The 15,721-nt window shown below is 67.3% G+C and carries 17 protein-coding genes and 1 pseudogene; 17 read left to right on the top strand and 1 reads right to left on the bottom strand.

What is annotated here, in order from left to right; translation table 11 throughout:
- Positions 1–264 (top strand): annotated as a pseudogene (locus C5F48_RS25170) (hypothetical protein); the annotation flags it as partial.
- Here the strand turns inward: C5F48_RS25170 and C5F48_RS12115 are convergent.
- Positions 234–728, bottom strand: coding sequence for a DUF3280 domain-containing protein (locus C5F48_RS12115; RefSeq protein ID WP_107664172.1), 495 nt, complete (start codon positions 726–728; stop codon positions 234–236). The pseudogene C5F48_RS25170 and the gene C5F48_RS12115 sit on opposite strands and share 31 nt — an antisense overlap.
- A gap of 165 nt (positions 729–893) precedes the next feature.
- On the opposite strand from C5F48_RS12115, the gene gfa reads away from it, so the two are divergent.
- The 16 genes from gfa (at position 894) to C5F48_RS12035 (ending at position 15,716) form a co-directional block, all read left to right on the top strand.
- Positions 894–1,475: an S-(hydroxymethyl)glutathione synthase gene (gfa, locus tag C5F48_RS12110; protein WP_107664176.1), complete on the top strand. Its 582-nt coding sequence runs from the start codon at positions 894–896 to the stop codon at positions 1,473–1,475.
- A 175-nt stretch (positions 1,476–1,650) separates the two neighbouring features.
- On the top strand, positions 1,651–2,781 hold the full coding sequence (locus C5F48_RS12105) for an S-(hydroxymethyl)glutathione dehydrogenase/class III alcohol dehydrogenase (RefSeq protein WP_107664171.1): 1,131 nt from the start codon (positions 1,651–1,653) through the stop codon (positions 2,779–2,781).
- A 200-nt stretch (positions 2,782–2,981) separates the two neighbouring features.
- Positions 2,982–3,419 carry a c-type cytochrome gene (locus C5F48_RS12100; RefSeq protein WP_107664170.1) on the top strand — a complete coding sequence of 146 codons (438 nt, stop codon included), beginning with the start codon at positions 2,982–2,984 and terminating at the stop codon, positions 3,417–3,419.
- Positions 3,420–3,636: 217 nt separating this feature from the next.
- Positions 3,637–5,442, top strand: coding sequence for a methanol/ethanol family PQQ-dependent dehydrogenase (locus tag C5F48_RS12095; RefSeq protein WP_107664169.1), 1,806 nt, complete (start codon positions 3,637–3,639; stop codon positions 5,440–5,442).
- A gap of 121 nt (positions 5,443–5,563) precedes the next feature.
- Entirely contained in the window at positions 5,564–6,109 is a 546-nt protein-coding gene (locus tag C5F48_RS12090) for a c-type cytochrome, methanol metabolism-related (protein WP_107664168.1), read from the top strand.
- A gap of 17 nt (positions 6,110–6,126) precedes the next feature.
- Positions 6,127–6,912, top strand: a complete 786-nt coding sequence (locus C5F48_RS12085) for a substrate-binding domain-containing protein (protein ID WP_107664175.1) — start codon at positions 6,127–6,129, stop codon at positions 6,910–6,912.
- A gap of 282 nt (positions 6,913–7,194) precedes the next feature.
- The gene (locus C5F48_RS12080) at positions 7,195–8,376 is read left to right on the top strand and encodes a lanthanide ABC transporter ABC transporter substrate-binding protein PedA1 (RefSeq protein ID WP_107664167.1); all 1,182 of its coding nucleotides are present in this window, start codon (positions 7,195–7,197) and stop codon (positions 8,374–8,376) included.
- 11 nt (positions 8,377–8,387) lie between these two features.
- Entirely contained in the window at positions 8,388–9,353 is a 966-nt protein-coding gene (locus tag C5F48_RS12075; RefSeq protein WP_107664166.1) for a YVTN family beta-propeller repeat protein, read from the top strand.
- A 14-nt stretch (positions 9,354–9,367) separates the two neighbouring features.
- Complete coding sequence (locus C5F48_RS12070) at positions 9,368–9,799, top strand: cupredoxin domain-containing protein (RefSeq protein ID WP_107664165.1); 432 nt, start codon at positions 9,368–9,370, stop codon at positions 9,797–9,799.
- A gap of 17 nt (positions 9,800–9,816) precedes the next feature.
- Positions 9,817–10,059 (top strand): PepSY domain-containing protein, encoded by a 243-nt coding sequence (locus tag C5F48_RS12065; protein WP_107664164.1) that lies wholly within the window; start codon positions 9,817–9,819, stop codon positions 10,057–10,059.
- The gene (locus tag C5F48_RS12060) at positions 10,056–10,784 is read left to right on the top strand and encodes a lanthanide ABC transporter ATP-binding protein PedB/LutE (protein ID WP_107664163.1); all 729 of its coding nucleotides are present in this window, start codon (positions 10,056–10,058) and stop codon (positions 10,782–10,784) included. Before C5F48_RS12065 ends, C5F48_RS12060 begins: the two co-directional genes overlap by 4 nt.
- Positions 10,781–11,578, top strand: a complete 798-nt coding sequence (locus C5F48_RS12055) for a lanthanide ABC transporter permease protein PedC (RefSeq protein ID WP_107664162.1) — start codon at positions 10,781–10,783, stop codon at positions 11,576–11,578. The genes C5F48_RS12060 and C5F48_RS12055 overlap by 4 nt, the downstream gene beginning before the upstream one ends.
- A gap of 2 nt (positions 11,579–11,580) precedes the next feature.
- On the top strand, positions 11,581–12,174 hold the full coding sequence (locus C5F48_RS12050; RefSeq protein ID WP_107664161.1) for a hypothetical protein: 594 nt from the start codon (positions 11,581–11,583) through the stop codon (positions 12,172–12,174).
- A gap of 238 nt (positions 12,175–12,412) precedes the next feature.
- Positions 12,413–13,126 (top strand): response regulator, encoded by a 714-nt coding sequence (locus C5F48_RS12045; protein WP_107664160.1) that lies wholly within the window; start codon positions 12,413–12,415, stop codon positions 13,124–13,126.
- Between the two features lie 15 nt (positions 13,127–13,141).
- A complete protein-coding gene (locus tag C5F48_RS12040; RefSeq protein ID WP_245941427.1) occupies positions 13,142–14,287 on the top strand; it encodes an FIST N-terminal domain-containing protein in 1,146 nt (381 codons plus the stop codon).
- Positions 14,277–15,716 (top strand): ATP-binding response regulator, encoded by a 1,440-nt coding sequence (locus C5F48_RS12035; protein WP_107664159.1) that lies wholly within the window; start codon positions 14,277–14,279, stop codon positions 15,714–15,716. The genes C5F48_RS12040 and C5F48_RS12035 overlap by 11 nt, the downstream gene beginning before the upstream one ends.
- Positions 15,717–15,721: the final 5 nt, after the last annotated feature.

Here is a 15,721-nt window from a genome sequence, read left to right as displayed (position 1 = left end):
CTGACTGTGGCCTGCCGCCGCGAGGATATCGCCGTGCTGCTCGGCACGACGGTCGCGGCGCTCGATGAGGCCAAGCTGTCGCTGGCGGAACAGGGGCTGATCGTGCTGCACGAGGACAGCTGCATCGAGCTCTGCGATCTCGCCGGGCTGGAGGATCTGGCCGACATGTCGGCCGGGTTGCAGGCGGCGCCGCCGTCGGCGCGGGTTCCGCGCCCCGGCGCGGCCGAGCCGGGCTACTTGAACACATTGCGGGTCAGGATGTAGCGCATGCCCCGGGTCCAGCTGTCGTCGGTGTTGCCGCGGATGTCGACCGCCTGACCGCGCAGCTGTTTTCCGGTGGCGGTGTCCTTGATGTAGAGGTTCATCGACAGGATCAGGTTCGACACCTTCTGCACCTCCGACACCACGGTGTAATCCGCCCCGAGCCGCTTCGCCATCCGCAGGTCGCAGCCGTTGCACTTGGCCGGGTTCACCGTCCGGTCCAGCTCCTCCTGCACCGGCGCGAGGTCCAGCAGCGTAAGCCCCTGCGCCCGCAGCGCCTCGGCGATGTAGGCCTTGATCATCGCCAGCCGCGCCGTCTCGTCGGCGCGCACGCCGTTCAGGCTGCCCTCGTTCGAGGTGTCGAGGAAGGTGACGCCGAAGAAGGCGGCGCTCTTGCCCTGCCACTCCTGCGCCGCGGCGGGCAGGGTGACAGAGGCGGCGAGGAGGAGGGCGAGGAGATGCTTCATCCCGCGACCCTCTGCGCCCGCCGCGGTTCCCGCAAGCGGCGCCAAAGGCGGAGGGCGCGGGGTTCTCCCCCCTTTGGCTGAGTGGCGCCGACTCCCGTCTGCTGCGACACTCGCGCCAGGAATTCGGGCAAGCAATTCTGGGAGGAATGACCAATGGCAAATGATATGTCCCATGGCGCGGTGAAGATCCATCCGGCCGTCGACAACGGGGTGAAACAGGGCAGCGACGGCTTCCAGGGCGGCACGCTGCGCTGCCACTGCACCGATCGGCCGGTGGAGGTGCGGATCAACGCGCAATCCGCGCATAACCACGTCTGCGGCTGCACCAAGTGCTGGAAGCCGGACGGGGCGACCTTCTCGATGGTCGCCGTCGTGCCGCGCGGCGCGGTCGAGGTGGTGGCCAATGGCGACAAGCTGAAGATCGTCGACGAGAAGATGTCGATCCAGCGCTACGCCTGCACCGGCTGCGGCACCCACATGTACGGCCGCATCGAGAACCCCGAGCACCCGTTCTATGGGCTCGACTTCATCCACACCGAACTCTCGAGCGAGGAGGGCTGGTCCGCGCCGGGCTTCGCCGCTTTCGTCTCCTCGATCATCGAGAGCGGCGTCTCGCCCGACCGGATGGGCGACATCCGCGCCCGGCTTACCGAGCTCGGCCTGCCGCCCTATGACGCGCTGTCGCCGGCGCTGATGGACGCCATCGCCGCCCATGTGGCGAAGAAATCCGGCGCGCTGGCGGCCTGATCCACCCCATGCCTGCGGCAACGCCCTCCGGTCCCGCCGGAGGGCGTTTTCATGCGCGAAGGCAAGCCCCTGCGTCTCATCCTTTTTTCCGATCTGCGGCCCGCGCGCTTTGCCCCTACACTCGGCAGGAACAATCGGCCCGGGCACGATCCGGGTCCCAGAGGGAGGGACAGACATGCGCACCCGCGCCGCCGTGGCCGTTGAGGCCGGCAAACCGCTCGAGATCATGGAAGTGAACCTGGAAGGCCCGAAATTCGGCGAGGTCCTTGTCGAGATCAAGGCGACCGGCATCTGCCATACCGACGAATTCACTCTCTCCGGCGCCGATCCCGAAGGCCTGTTCCCGGCGATCCTCGGCCATGAGGGCGCGGGGGTGGTGGTCGAGGTCGGGCCCGGCGTCACCAGCCTGAAGCCCGGCGACCACGTCATCCCGCTCTACACGCCGGAATGCCGGAACTGCCCGTCCTGCCTCAGCCAGAAGACCAATCTCTGCACCTCGATCCGCTCGACCCAGGGGCAGGGGGTGATGCCGGACGGGACCAGCCGGTTCTCGATGCTGGATGGCACGCCGATCCTGCATTACATGGGCTGCTCGACCTTCTCGAACTACACCGTGCTGCCGGAGATCGCGCTGGCGAAGGTGCGGGACGACGCGCCCTTCGACAAGATCTGCTACATTGGCTGCGGGGTGACGACCGGGATCGGGGCCGTCATCAACACCGCGAAGGTGGAGATCGGGGCGAAGGCGGTGGTCTTCGGGCTGGGCGGGATCGGGTTGAACGTGATCCAGGGGCTGAAGCTCGCGGGTGCGGATATGATCATCGGGGTCGATCTGAACAACTCGAAGAAGGAATGGGGCGAGCGGTTCGGGATGACGCATTTCGTCAACCCGTCCGAGATCGACGGCGATATCGTGCCCTATCTCGTCAACATGACGAAGACGCCCTTCGACCAGATCGGCGGGGCGGATTACACCTTCGATTGCACGGGCAATGTGAAGGTCATGCGTCAGGCGCTGGAGGCCTGCCATCGCGGTTGGGGGCAGTCGATCGTGATCGGCGTGGCTCCGGCGGGGGCGGAGATCCAGACGCGGCCGTTCCAGCTGGTGACGGGGCGGGTCTGGAAGGGCTCGGCTTTCGGCGGGGCGCGGGGGCGGACGGATGTGCCGAAGATCGTCGACTGGTACATGGATGGAAAAATCCAGATCGACCCGATGATCACCCATCTTCTGAAGCTGGAAGACATCAACAAGGGCTTCGACCTGATGAAATCGGGCGAGAGCATCCGTTCCGTCGTGGTGTTCTGAGCCGTTTCACGCGTGAAAATCAAGGCAAGGCCTTGATTTCAGTGTAGGTTTCGTTTTCAGTTAATCTTTCATTAAGGTTTTGGCCGCGCAGGCGGCCAGACCTTCCGCAGCCTGGTCCGCCTTGCCGCCCGCGCGGCAGGCGGACCCAGCCACATCTTCGGGCGGGGCCATATGCCACGCCCGATCCGGGAGACTGATCCATGACATCGAAGACACTGCTTGCGGCGCTGATCCTCGCCGCTGCCCCGCTGGCCGCGCAGGCCGAGGGCGATCCGGCGGCGGGTGAAAAATCGTTCCGCAAATGCTCGGCCTGCCATCAGGTCGGTGAGGGCGCGAAGAACAAGGTCGGTCCGGTGCTGAACGGCGTCGTCGGCCGCGCCGCGGCCACCGCGCCGGAGTTCAAATACTCGAAGGCCATGGCCGAACAGGGCGAGGCCGGCCTCGTCTGGACGGCGGAAACCCTGGCGGAATTCATCGAGAATCCGAAGAAATGGATGCCGGGCACCAAGATGGCCTTCCCGGGCATCAAGAAACCCGAGGACCGCGCCGATCTGATCGCCTATCTCGAAACCCTGTCGGACGGCGCCGACACTGCGGCCGAAGCCGCGCCCGCCGCCGCCGCGCCCGCCGAGGGCTGAATTGAAAACCCCCGCAAATGCAGGCATTTGCGGGGGTTTTTCTGCGGCTCCGCCCTGCTCATACTTTGGGTGTAGAGAGCTTGCAGCAGCGTTGACGCGTCGTTTCGCCACGCCTTAGAACTTAACAAGCAAGAGGACTACCCCGCGTTTTCGGATGCGCCAAAGTCTCGGTTTACCAGCCAGTAACGAGCCTATTAAATCCCGGGAGGAGAGCCTTATGAACCATATGAAAATGGGTTTGGTAACAAGCCTGCTGATGAGCGCGGCCGTGCCCGTGCTTGCAAACGAGTCGGTTTTGACCGCGACGGCGGATTCAAAGCAATGGGCGATCCAGACGGGGGATTACGCAAATACCCGTTATTCGGAACTCGCCCAGATCACCAAGGAGAATGTCGGCGATCTTCAGGTCGCCTGGACCTTCTCGACCGGCGTGCTGCGCGGTCACGAGGGCTCGCCGCTGGTGGTGGATGGCATCATGTATGTCCACACCCCCTATCCGAACAACGTCTTCGCGCTGGATCTGGCCAATGACGGCAAGATCCTGTGGCGCTACACGCCGCAGCAGAACCCCGACGTCATCGGCGTGATGTGCTGCGACACGGTCAACCGCGGCGTCGCCTATGCCGACGGCATGATCTTCCTGCATCAGGCCGACACCACCGTCGTCGCGCTCGACTCCAAGACCGGCGAAGTGAAATGGTCGGTCGTGAACGGCGACCCGGCCAAGGGCGAGACCAACACCGCCACCGTCATGCCGGTGAAGGACAAGCTGATCGTCGGCATCTCCGGCGGCGAATTCGGCGTGCGCGGCCATATCACCGCCTATGACATCAAGACCGGCGAGCAGGCCTGGCGCGCCTATTCCACCGGCCCGGACGCCGAGATGCTGTTCGACCCGGAAAAGACCATGGAGCTGGGCAAGCCGGTCGGCGCCGACAGCTCGCTCAAGAGCTGGGAAGGCGACCAGTGGCAGATCGGCGGCGGCACGACCTGGGGCTGGTATTCCTATGACCCCGATCTGAACCTGATCTACTACGGCACCGGCAACCCCTCGACCTGGAACCCGTCGCAGCGTCCGGGCGACAACAAGTGGTCGATGACCATCATGGCCCGCGATGCCGATACCGGCGTGGCGAAATGGGTCTACCAGAAGACCCCGCATGACGAGTGGGACTTCGACGGCGTGAACGAGAACATCCTGGTCGATCAGGAGATCGATGGGGAGATGCGCAAGCTGCTGGTGAACTTCGACCGTAACGGTTTCGGCTACACGCTGGACCGCGAGACGGGCGAGCTCTTGGTGGCCAAGAAGTATGATCCGGCGGTGAACTGGGCCACGGAAGTCGTGATGGATCCGGAGTCGGACCAGTACGGCCGTCCGCAGGTGGTCGCCGAATACTCGACCGAGCAGAATGGCGAAGACACCAACTCCACCGGCATCTGCCCGGCGGCGCTGGGGTCGAAGGACCAGCAGCCGGCGGCCTTCTCGCCGAAGACCGGGCTGTTCTACGTGCCGACCAACCACGTCTGCATGGATTACGAGCCGTTCCGCGTCAGCTACGCCGCCGGCCAGCCCTATGTCGGGGCGACGCTGTCGATGTATCCGGCGCCGGACAGCCACGGGGGCCTCGGCAACTTCATCGCCTGGGACGCGACCAAGGGCGAGATCAAGTGGTCGCTGCCCGAGGCCTTCTCGGTCTGGTCGGGGGCGCTGGCCACCGCGGGCGACGTGGTGTTCTACGGCACGCTGGAGGGTTATCTGAAGGCGGTCGACTCCGAGACCGGCGAGGAGCTCTACAAGTTCAAGACCCCCTCGGGCGTGATCGGCAACGTGATGACCTATGAGGTCGAGGGCAAGCAGTACATCGGTATCCTGTCGGGGATCGGCGGCTGGGCCGGGATCGGCCTCGCGGCTGGCCTGACCAACCCGAACGAGGGTCTCGGCGCGGTGGGCGGCTATTCGGCGCTGTCCGACTACACCGAGCTCGGCGGCCAGCTGACGGTCTTCGCCGTGCCGGACTGATCCGGACTCCGGCCGGCGGGAGGACGCCGGCCGGGACCAAAGTCTGAGCCCAGAAGAAGCAACGGAAGCCGCCCTTGCGCGTTATGTCGGGGGCGGCTTTTTCACCCGGGAGGAGATCAGAATGACTATCACTACGTCCCTTGCTGCGATTGCGATGACCGCCGCGGCGCTCTGCGTCGTCACCGGCGCCTCGTCGCTGGCGACGGCCCAGACCGCCGCCGCACAGGGCGTGGATGTCGCCGTGGCGTCATCGGACGGGATCCGGTCGTTCAACGCCGAGGACATCCCGACCTATGTGATCGCCGAGGACGGCACGGTGGACTGGCCGACCTTCTCGGGCTACCGGCGCTACCACGCCGAATGCCATGTCTGCCACGGCCCGGACGGCCAGGGATCGAGCTATGCGCCGGCGCTGAAGGACTCGGTGATGCGGCTGGATTACTATGAGTTCCTCGAGATCATCGCCGGCGGCAAGCAGGACGTGGGCGCGGCGCAGAATCTGGTGATGCCGGCCTTCGGCACCAACCCGAACGTCATGTGCTATACCGACGACATCTGGACCTACCTGCGGGCGCGCGGCACCGGCGATCTGGACCGCGGCCGCCCGGCGAAACGGGCGGACAAGCCCGCGGAATATGCCGAAGTGGAAAAGTCGTGCATGGAGTGAGGCTGGCTTGCGCGCTGATGCTGGGGCTTGGCGCCCCGGCCTCGGCGCAGGTGGCCGATCTGGTGTCGGATCAGGCCTTCCGGGTCTGCGCCGACCCGGCCAACCTGCCGCTGTCGGGCGAGAACGGGCAGGGGTTCGAGAACCGGATCGCCGAGCTCTTCGCCGAGAAGCTGGAGCGGCCGCTGGAATACACCTGGTTTCCCATGGTCACGGGCTTCGTGCGCCAGACGCTGACGGCGGGGAAATGCGATGTGGTGATCGGCTACGCCCAGGGCGACGAGCTGGTGCTGAACAGCAACCATTACTACACCTCGACCCATGTGCTGATCGTGCCGGAGGGCAGCGACCTGGCCGGTGTCGAGACGCTGTCCGATCCGGCGCTGAAGGACAGGCGGCTGGGGGTGATCGCCGGGGCGCCGCCCGCGACGCATCTGGCGCGCGAGGGGCTGATCGGCAAGGCCAAGGGCTACAATCTGGTGGTGGACCGGCGGGTGGAGAATCCGGCGGGGACGATGCTGGACGATCTGGCGGCGGGGACGATCGACGGGGCGATCCTCTGGGGGCCGGTTGGCGGGCCGCTGGCGAAGGAGCGCGGGCTGAAGGTGATCCCGCTGCTGAAGGAGACCCGGCCGCCGCGGTTGTTCTACCGCATCACCATGGGGGTGCGGGCCGGCGAGGACGTCTGGAAGCGCGAGCTGAACTCGCTGATCCGGCGCGAGCAGCCGCAGATCGACGCGATCCTGCGCGAGGCGGGGGTGCCGCTGGTCGATGATTACGGCAAGGCGTCGAAGGAGAGCCCATGAGCGCTGCTGCTCCGGCTTGGACTGTCGAGGCGCTTCCTCAGGGAGGGCGCCATGCGGTGCAGTCTGGGGGCAAGGCCATGATGTGGCTGAGGATAAGCGCCATGGTTGCGCGGCGCAGGGTAAATTCTCGCTGTGGTGGAAAAACGGTTTGCCATGGCGCGAAAGCGTGGCAGGCTCCGGGGGAAAAGCGGGAAAAGGGATCGTCTGTCCCCGGTTGCTGAACCGGGACCGTCCGTGTCGGGAGGGCGCGGGCGGAGGAGAGGGAGTATCGGGGAGGAGCCCATGAGGCTGATCTGGACCGCGCTTTGCGGGGCCGCGGCTTTCGCGCCGGGGCTGGCGCTGGCGCAGAGCGAGATCCGCGCCGCCGTGCTGCGGGTGGATGTGCAACAGGTGGCGCCGGTATCGCGCCTCGATCTGCCGCCGGAGGATCTGGGCATCGCGGGAGGGCGGGTCGGCACCGCCGACAATGCCACCACCGGGCAGTTCATGGGCCAGAGCTTCACAACCGCCGAGGTGATCGCCACGCCCGAGACCGCGGTGGCCGAGCTGCAGAAGCTGATCGAGGGCGGCACGCATTTCATCGTCACGCTGGCCGATGCCGCGACCACGTTGCAGCTTGCCGATGCGGCGGGCGATACCGCGCTGCTGTTCAACGCCCGCGCCACCGAGGACCGGCTGCGCAACGAGGACTGCCGGGCGAACCTGCTTCATACCGCGGCGAGCGACGCGCAGCTGACCGATGCGCTGGCGCAGTTCCTGATGTGGAAGAAATGGGACGAGTGGTTCTTGGTCGAGGGCAGCCGCCCCGAGGATACCGCGCTGGCCGATGCGTATCGCCGGGCTGCAGCGAAGTTCGGCGCCGAGATCACCGAGAGCCGGGTGTTCGAGGATACCGGCGGGGCGCGGTCCACCGACAGCGGGCACGTGCAGATCCAGGCGCAGATCCCGGTCTTCACCCAGCGCGCCGAGGATCACGACGTGGTGGTGGCCGCCGATGCGACCGGCTGGTTCGCCGCCTATCTGCCCTATCACACCTGGGAGGCGCGGCCCGTTGCCGGATCGGCGGGGCTCCGGCCGCAGACCTGGCACCCGGCCTCGGAAGCCTGGGGCGGGACGCAGTTCCAGAGCCGGTTCGAGAAATCGGCGGGGCGCCCGGCGCGGGAAGAGGATTATCAGGTCTGGGAGGCGATGCGCGCCCTGGGTGAGGCGGCGACGCGCAGCCAGTCGGGCGAGTTCGCCACGCTTGCGGCCTATATCCGCGGGCCGGAGCTGAAGCTTGCGGCCTACAAGGGGCAGGATCTGTCGTTCCGCGACTGGGACGGGCAGTTGCGCCAGCCGATCCTGCTGACCTCAGGGCCGATCACCACCTCGGTCTCGCCGCAGGCGGAATATCTGCATCAGGTGACGCAACTCGACACGCTGGGCCATGACCGGGCCGAGAGCAAATGCATGCTGACGAAATGAGGAGGATACCGATGGCCCGCTTTTCCGCCCTGCTTGCCTGTTCGCTGCTGGGGGCAACCCCGGCCCTGGCCGACCGGGTCTTCGTCAGCAACGAGAAGGGCAATGACATCACCGTGCTCGACGGCACGACCTTCGAGGTGATCCACACCTTCAACGGCGGCCAGCGCCCGCGCGGCATCACCGCCTCGCCGGATGGCAAGGTGATCTATGTCTGCGCCTCGGACGACAACCTCGTGCGGGTGTTCGATGCGCATACCTATGAGGAGCTGCCCTCGCTGCCCTCGGGGCCGGACCCCGAGCTCTTCGTGCTGCATCCCTCGGGCAATCCGCTGTATATCGCCAACGAGGACGACAACATCGTGACCGTGGTCGATGTCGAGACGCGGCAGGTGCTGGCCGAGGTGCCGGTGGGGGTGGAGCCGGAGGGGATGGGCGTGTCGCCCGATGGCAAGATCGTCATCAACACCTCCGAGACCACCAACATGGCGCATTTCATCGATACCGAGACCTTCGAGATCGTGCAGAACGTGCTGGTCGATCAGCGCCCGCGCTTCGCGCAGTTCATGGCCGACGGCTCGGCGCTGCTGGTGTCGTCGGAGATCGGCGGGACGGTTTCGGTGATCGACCCGGCGACGGCGCAGGTGACCCACAAGATAGAGTTCGAGGTGCCGGGCGTGCTGCCCGAGGCGCTGCAGCCTGTGGGGGTGCGGGCGACGCAGGACGGCTCCAAGGTCTTCGTGGCGCTGGGGCCGGCGAACCGGGTGGCGGTGATCGATCCGGCGACGTGGGAGGTGACGGATTACCTCTTGGTCGGGCAGCGGGTCTGGCAGTTGGCCTTCTCGCCGGACGACAAGTATCTTTTCACGACCAACGGCAATTCCAACGACGTGTCGGTGATCGACGTGGCGACGAACGAGGTCATCAAGTCGGTGCAGGTGGGGCAGCAGCCCTGGGGCGTCGTGGTGGTGGCGGAATGAAGGGGAGGACGAGGATGATCTGGAGAACGATGGCCGTGGTGGCGGCGCTGGGAATGGCGGCGCCGGCGGTGGCGCATGAGTTCGGCTTTGCCGGGCTGATGTCGTCGAGCAACCGCGAGGATCTGGCGCCCTTGACGCTGGCTTCGGGCAAGCCGGTGGCGGAGGCGCCCTATGAGCTGAAATCGGGGACTTTCTACCGGATCAAGATCGTGGCCGACGGTTCTGCGGAACTTGCGCTGTCCGGCGGGGATTTCTTCCGGGCGATCTGGATCAACGAGATCGTCATCAACTCGATCGAGATCAGGCCGATGGGGGTGCACAGCATCGAATTCGACGAGGCGGGGGAGATCGAGATGACCTTCGTCGCCGTGGTGCCGGGCAGTTTCACGCTCAGCATTCCGGGCTCGTCGGGCGATACCCAGAAGGCCGTGTTCAACATCCGCTGAAGTTCAAGGAGAAGACCATGAAGAAACTTGCCGTAGTTCTGGCGCTGGTCGCCGCCCCCGCCTTTGCCGACGAGGTGACCGACCCGGCGGTGATCGAGCAGATCAACACCCTGCTGAGCGGCATGCAATGCGAGGTCGACCCGAGCAACATCGAGACCGACGATGGCGGCTACGAGCTGGACGACGTGTTCTGCGCCGATGGCCAGTATGACATCGATCTGGATGCCGAGATGAACGTGACGGAAAAACGCAAGGAATGACCCACAGCGATGCGACCCCCGCACTGGACATCGCGGGGGTCAGCCATGCCTTCGGGGCGGTGCGGGCGCTGAACGACGTCAGCTTCACCGTGCCGCGCGGGGCTTTCGTGGCCTTGCTGGGGGTGAACGGGGCGGGGAAGACGACGCTCTTCTCGCTGATCACCCGGCTTTACGATTCCACCAGCGGCAGGGTGCTGGTCGGTGGGCATGACGCCCGCCGTGCCCCCGGCGAGGCGCTGAAGCGGCTGGGCGTGGTGTTCCAGAGCAAGGCGCTGGACGGCGACCTGACGCTGGCGCAGAATCTGGCCTATCACGCGGCGCTGCACGGGATCGGGCGGCGGGCGGCGAAGCTCAGGATCGCCGAGGTGCTGGAGGAGGTGAACCTGACCGAGAAGGCGGGGGCGCGGGTCTCGACCCTCTCGGGCGGGCAGCAGCGGCGGGCGGAGATCGCGCGGGCCTTGCTGCATCGGCCGGAGCTGCTCTTGCTGGACGAGGCGACGGCGGGGCTCGATGTACGGGCGCGGGCGGATGTGCAGGCGCTGGTGCGGCGGCTGATCGCGGGCGGCGTCTCGGCGCTCTGGGCGACGCATGCGATGGACGAGATCGCGCCCGAGGATCTGGTGGTGGTGCTGCACAAGGGTGAGGTGAAGGCGCAGGGTCGTGCTTCCGAGCTGGGGACGAGCCTGACCGAAGGCTTCCTCGCGCTGACCGGGGGCGAGGCATGACCGGCTACGGCATTGCCTTCATGGGCATCGCTTGGCGCGAGGTCTTGCGCTTCGCCCGGCAGCGCGAGCGGTTTCTGGCGGCGCTGGTGCGCCCCTTGGTGTGGCTTTTCATCTTCGCCGCCGGGTTCCGGTCGGTGCTGGGTCTGTCGATCGTGCCGCCCTACGAGACCTATGTGCTTTACGAGGTCTATGTGACCCCCGGCCTCTGCGCGATGATCCAGCTGTTCAACGGCATGCAATCCTCGCTGTCGATGGTCTATGACCGCGAGACCGGGGCGATGCGGACGCTGCTGGTCAGCCCTTACCCGCGCTGGTTCCTGTTGGGATCGAAGCTGGTGGCGGGGGTGCTGGTGTCGGTGCTGCAGGTCTATGCCTTCCTGCTGATCGCGTATTTCTGGGGCATCGAGCCGCCGGTGCTGGGCTATCTGACGGTGCTGCCCGCGCTGATCCTGTCGGGGATCATGCTGGGGGCGATGGGGCTGTTCATCTCTTCCGCCATCCGGCAACTGGAGAATTTCGCGGGCGTGATGAACTTCGTGATCTTCCCGATGTTCTTCGCCTCGAGCGCGCTTTACCCGCTGTGGCGGCTGCAGGAGTCTAGCACGCTGTTGCATGACATCGCGCTGGCGAATCCGTTCACCCATGCGGTCGAGCTGATCCGCTTCGCGCTTTACCGTCAGGTCGAGCCGGTGGCGCTGCTGGTGGTCGCGGGCTGCGCGGTGGGTTTTTTCGCGGCCTCGGTTTTCATGTATGATCCGTCGAAGGGCCTCTGGGGCAGACGCAAGGGAGGATGAGGATGAAACGGCTGGCACTCATGGCGATGCTGATGGCGGGGACTGCGGGAGCGGCGGATTTCTCCGACCCCGACTGGCCCTGCATCCAGCGCAAGCAGCCGCATCTGTCGCTGGGCAGCGTCTGGTCCGGCCCCTTGCCCGATGCGGCGGTGGAGGAACTGGCGAAGGCCCCCGAGGTGCAGGCCTTGGCGCAGCGGCTGGAGCAGCGGCGCCTGCCGGTGGAGGAGGCCGAGGCGCTGATCGCGGAATTTGCGCAAGGCAAGGACGCGCAGCAGATGGCGGCGCTTTATCTTGCCACCTTCGAGCGGATCGATGCGCTGCGGTCGCGGGTGATGAACGGCATCGCCCGCTACGCCCACAAGCAGGAGGCGCTCGACGCGCAGATCGACGAGCGGCGTGCCGAGATGTCGAAGCTGGAGGCGGCGGAGAGCCCGGATTTCGACCGGATCGACGCGCTGGAGGAACAGCTCGACTGGGACACGCGGGTGTTCCGCGACAGGCAGCAGTCGCTGACCTATGTCTGCGAAACGCCGGTGATCCTCGAACAGCGCGCCTTCGCGCTGGGGCGGGCGGTGGCGGCGCATCTGCCGGAATAGCCCGGCCTCATCCAAAGGTCGGATAGGCGCGGGCGCGGCCGCGTGGTTTGCTGCGCAGGACGCCGGTCGCGTTGGGCTTGCGCGCGCGGAGAGGAAACGGCGCTGGCAGGCAGGAGCGGGCCTCTGCCGAAGCGCGACCGGGCGCGATGTGAAAGGCTTTCCCATTGCCGGCGGTTGTCCGTAGAGTTCGAGAACCCGCGCCGGGAGGAGGAAGCCCGCGCGGGGTAGGGAGGAAAAGATGGGACATGTTCCGAACTGGGGCGCGGGAGGCTGCGTTCCGGCGCAGCGTGGTCAGACGCGGGCGGTCGGCGATGTGCTGATCGTCGATGACCACCCGCTGATCTGCGATGCGCTGGCGATGACGCTGACCCATGCCTTCGGCCTGCGCCGGGTGCGCACCGCCGCCAGCCTCGCCGCGGCGCAGCGGCTGCTGCGCGAGGCGGCGATGCCCGACGCCATCGTGCTGGATCTGAACCTGCCCGACGTGCAGGGCATCGAGGGGGTGATGGCCTTGCAGAAGCTGGCGGTCGACGTGCCGCTGACGGTGATCTCGGCCGATCTCGATTCCGACATGGTGTCGGCGGTGATGGCGGCGGGAGCGCAGGGCTATGTGTCCAAAAGCCTGCCGCGGCCGCAGATGATCGACGCCTTCCAGCGCATGTGGGCCGGGGAGGCGGTGACGCCCGACGAATACGAGAGCGACCGCCCCTCGGAGGAGACCGGCGAGCAGATGCGCGAGCTGACCCGCAGCTTCGCCACGCTGACGCCGCAGCAGATGAACATCCTGCGGCTGATCTGTCAGGGGCGACCGAACAAGCTGATCTCCTACGAGCTGTCGATCGCAGAGGCGACGGTGAAGACCCATATCGCGGCCATCATGTCGAAGATCAACGTGCGCAACCGGACGCAGGCGGCGCTTCTGGCCAGCAAGGCGCGGATCTTCGTCCGCTAGACGAGAGGCGGAAGGGTGCAGAGAGAGGGTGTGCAGTCGGGGCGGCCGGTGGTGGCCTCGGGGCAGAGCGACGAGCCGGGGCTGGTGGCGCGGCTGCTGGCCGAGCTGGGCCCGGCGGAGCCGGCGGCGGTGATGGTCTTCGCCTCGCCGAGCGCGGGCCTCACCGGCATCGCGCAGGGGCTGGGCGAGGGCCTGCCGGGCTGCCGGGTGATCGGCTGCTCCTCGGCCGGGGAATTCGCCTGCGGCGGCTATTGCAACGGGTCGGTGGTGGCGATCGGCCTGCCGGCGGCGCGCTTCCGCGCCGATGCGATCTGGCTGCGCAACCTGCCGGGCTTGGGCGTCTCGGACTGGATGGCGGATCTGCGGGCGCAGATGGCCCGCTTCGAGCCGAACGGCCGCCGGTCGCGCTTCGGCTTGCTGCTGATCGACGGGCTGAGCCAGCAGGAGGAGCTGGTGGCGGCGACGGTGGATGCGGTCTCGCACCGGCTGCCGGTGCTGGGCGGGTCGGCCGGCGACGGGCTGCGGTTCGAGCAGACCTGTCTGGTGCTGGACGGCGTGAGCCATGCCGACAGCGCGATCTTCTGCCTGTTCGAGACCGATTTCGCCATCGAGGAGGTGATCTTCGACCATTTCAGCCCCTCGGCCACGCGGATGGTGGTGACGCAGGCGATCCCGGAGGAGCGGCTGATCCTCGAGATCAATGCCGAGCCCGCGGCGGAGGAATATGCGCGGCTGATCGGCGTGCCGGTGGCGGCGCTGAACCCGCGCGCCTTCGCCGAGAACCCGCTGCTGGTGCGGATGGGCGGGCAGTATTACGTCCGGGCGATCCGCGAGGTGACGCCGCAGGGCGGGCTGACGCTGATGTCCTCGATCGAGACCGGGGTGATGATGACGCTGGGCCGGGCCGACGACCTGACCCACGGGTTCGAGGCGCGGCTGAGGGCGCTGGGCGGCCCGCCGGTGCTGATCCTGACCTTCGACTGCATCCTGCGCCGTCTGGCGCTGGAGCAGGCCGGGCTGGAGGCGGCGGTGGCGCGGATCTTCGGCCAGTACCGCATCGCCGGCTTCAACACCTATGGCGAGCAGCATGGCGGGGTGCATGTGAACCAGACCTTCGTCGGCCTCGCCTTCCTCGACCCGGAGGCGGCCCATGCTGCGTGACGAGGACAGTCTGGAGCGGCGGATCGAGAAGCTGACGCGGATCAACGAGGCGCTGATCGAGCGGATCGACCGGGCGGACTCGGCGCGCGGCTCGACCTACATGCTGTTCCAGACCGCGGCGGTGCTGGAGCAGGAGGTGCTGGCGCGCAACCGCGATCTGGAGACGGCGCTGGCGCATCTGGGGGAGATCAACCGCGAGCTGGCGCTGGCGCGCGAGACGGCGGATGAAGCGAACCGGTCGAAATCCCGCTTTTTGCGGGCGGCGAGCCATGACCTGTTGCAGCCGCTGAGTGCGGCGAAGCTGTTCCTGTCGCATCTGGCCGAGGTCGCGACCGAGCCGCTGCAGGCCGATCTGGTGGGACGGATCGGCAATGCCTTCGACTCGACCGAGGAGCTGATCAAGGCACTGCTGGAGATCTCGCGGCTGGATTCCGTGCGGCTCGACGTGGCGTCGGAGCGGGTATCGCTGGGGCGACTGTTCCAGAAGCTGGCGGTGGATTTCCACGGCGCGGCCGAGGCGAAGGGGCTGGACCTGCGCTTCGTCATCTCCTCGGCCACGGTGATGTCGAGCCCGGTCTTCCTGCGGCGCATCGCGCAGAACCTCGTGTCGAACGCGATCAAGTATACCGCCAGCGGCCGGGTGCTGGTGGGGGCGCGGCGCGAGGGCACCGATGTCTGGCTCGAGGTGCATGACACCGGGCCGGGCATCGCCGAGGAGGATCAGGAGCGGATCTTCAACGAGTTCGAGCGGCTCTCGCCCGAGGGCGAGGCGCAGGGCACCGGGCTCGGCCTGTCGATCGTGCGCCGCGCCTGCCTGCGGCTGGACCACGAGGTCGCGCTGCGTTCGGCCCCGGGTCGCGGCGCCTGCTTCCGGGTGCGGCTGCCGCTGGCGCTGGACGTGCCGGGGGCCTTGGCCTGCGGGGCGGAGCCGGCGGCGACCAGCGGCGCCGTGCAGCGCATCGCCGGCGCGCCGGAGCCGCTGCCGGGGACCGAGGCGCTGCGTGGGGCCGAGACGGCGCAGGCGCTGGCCGGGCGGCGGGTGATGGTGGTGGAGAATGACAGCGCCATGCGCGACGCCTATGTGCTTCTGCTGCGGCGTTGGGGCATGCAGGTGATGCAGGCCGAGGGCACCGAGGCGGCGGTGGCGGTGCTGCGCGATGCCTTCGTGCTGCCCGAGGTGCTGGTGACGGATTACCGGCTGGACCGGGGCGATACCGGGGTGCAGACCATCGCCGCGCTGCGCCGCCGGCTGGGGCCGCGCCTGCCCGCCGTGCTGGTGACGGCGGAGCGCGAGCCCTTCCTGGCAGTGGAGGCGCAGCGGCTTGACGCGGCGCTGCTGGAAAAGCCGGTGGCCGAGGCGGATCTGCGCGCGACCCTGCTGCGGCTTCTGGAAAAGCGCAGGCTTCGGGGACGGGCGGCGGCGGAATGAACGGG

The organism is Cereibacter changlensis JA139 (assembly GCF_003034985.1).
GTDB lineage: Bacteria > Pseudomonadota > Alphaproteobacteria > Rhodobacterales > Rhodobacteraceae > Cereibacter > Cereibacter changlensis.
The sequence above is the reverse complement of the archived record's forward strand: the minus strand, read 5'-3'. Positions and strand labels throughout refer to the sequence as shown.

What these genes read in the sequence shown, in the direction of transcription:
- C5F48_RS12050 (WP_107664161.1), top strand. Translation starts at nt 11,581, where the DNA reads ATGAAACGGCTGGCACTCATGGCGATGCTGATGGCGGGGACTGCGGGA.
- C5F48_RS12105 (WP_107664171.1), top strand. Translation starts at nt 1,651, where the DNA reads ATGCGCACCCGCGCCGCCGTGGCCGTTGAGGCCGGCAAACCGCTCGAG.
- C5F48_RS12045 (WP_107664160.1), top strand. Translation starts at nt 12,413, where the DNA reads ATGGGACATGTTCCGAACTGGGGCGCGGGAGGCTGCGTTCCGGCGCAG.
- C5F48_RS12100 (WP_107664170.1), top strand. Translation starts at nt 2,982, where the DNA reads ATGACATCGAAGACACTGCTTGCGGCGCTGATCCTCGCCGCTGCCCCG.
- C5F48_RS12065 (WP_107664164.1), top strand. Translation starts at nt 9,817, where the DNA reads ATGAAGAAACTTGCCGTAGTTCTGGCGCTGGTCGCCGCCCCCGCCTTT.
- C5F48_RS12075 (WP_107664166.1), top strand. Translation starts at nt 8,388, where the DNA reads ATGGCCCGCTTTTCCGCCCTGCTTGCCTGTTCGCTGCTGGGGGCAACC.
- C5F48_RS12080 (WP_107664167.1), top strand. Translation starts at nt 7,195, where the DNA reads ATGAGGCTGATCTGGACCGCGCTTTGCGGGGCCGCGGCTTTCGCGCCG.
- C5F48_RS12070 (WP_107664165.1), top strand. Translation starts at nt 9,368, where the DNA reads ATGATCTGGAGAACGATGGCCGTGGTGGCGGCGCTGGGAATGGCGGCG.
- gfa (WP_107664176.1), top strand. Translation starts at nt 894, where the DNA reads ATGTCCCATGGCGCGGTGAAGATCCATCCGGCCGTCGACAACGGGGTG.
- C5F48_RS12090 (WP_107664168.1), top strand. Translation starts at nt 5,564, where the DNA reads ATGACTATCACTACGTCCCTTGCTGCGATTGCGATGACCGCCGCGGCG.
- C5F48_RS12060 (WP_107664163.1), top strand. Translation starts at nt 10,056, where the DNA reads ATGACCCACAGCGATGCGACCCCCGCACTGGACATCGCGGGGGTCAGC.
- C5F48_RS12115 (WP_107664172.1), bottom strand. Translation starts at nt 728, where the DNA reads ATGAAGCATCTCCTCGCCCTCCTCCTCGCCGCCTCTGTCACCCTGCCC.
- C5F48_RS12095 (WP_107664169.1), top strand. Translation starts at nt 3,637, where the DNA reads ATGAACCATATGAAAATGGGTTTGGTAACAAGCCTGCTGATGAGCGCG.
- C5F48_RS12085 (WP_107664175.1), top strand. Translation starts at nt 6,127, where the DNA reads ATGCTGGGGCTTGGCGCCCCGGCCTCGGCGCAGGTGGCCGATCTGGTG.
- C5F48_RS12035 (WP_107664159.1), top strand. Translation starts at nt 14,277, where the DNA reads ATGCTGCGTGACGAGGACAGTCTGGAGCGGCGGATCGAGAAGCTGACG.
- C5F48_RS12055 (WP_107664162.1), top strand. Translation starts at nt 10,781, where the DNA reads ATGACCGGCTACGGCATTGCCTTCATGGGCATCGCTTGGCGCGAGGTC.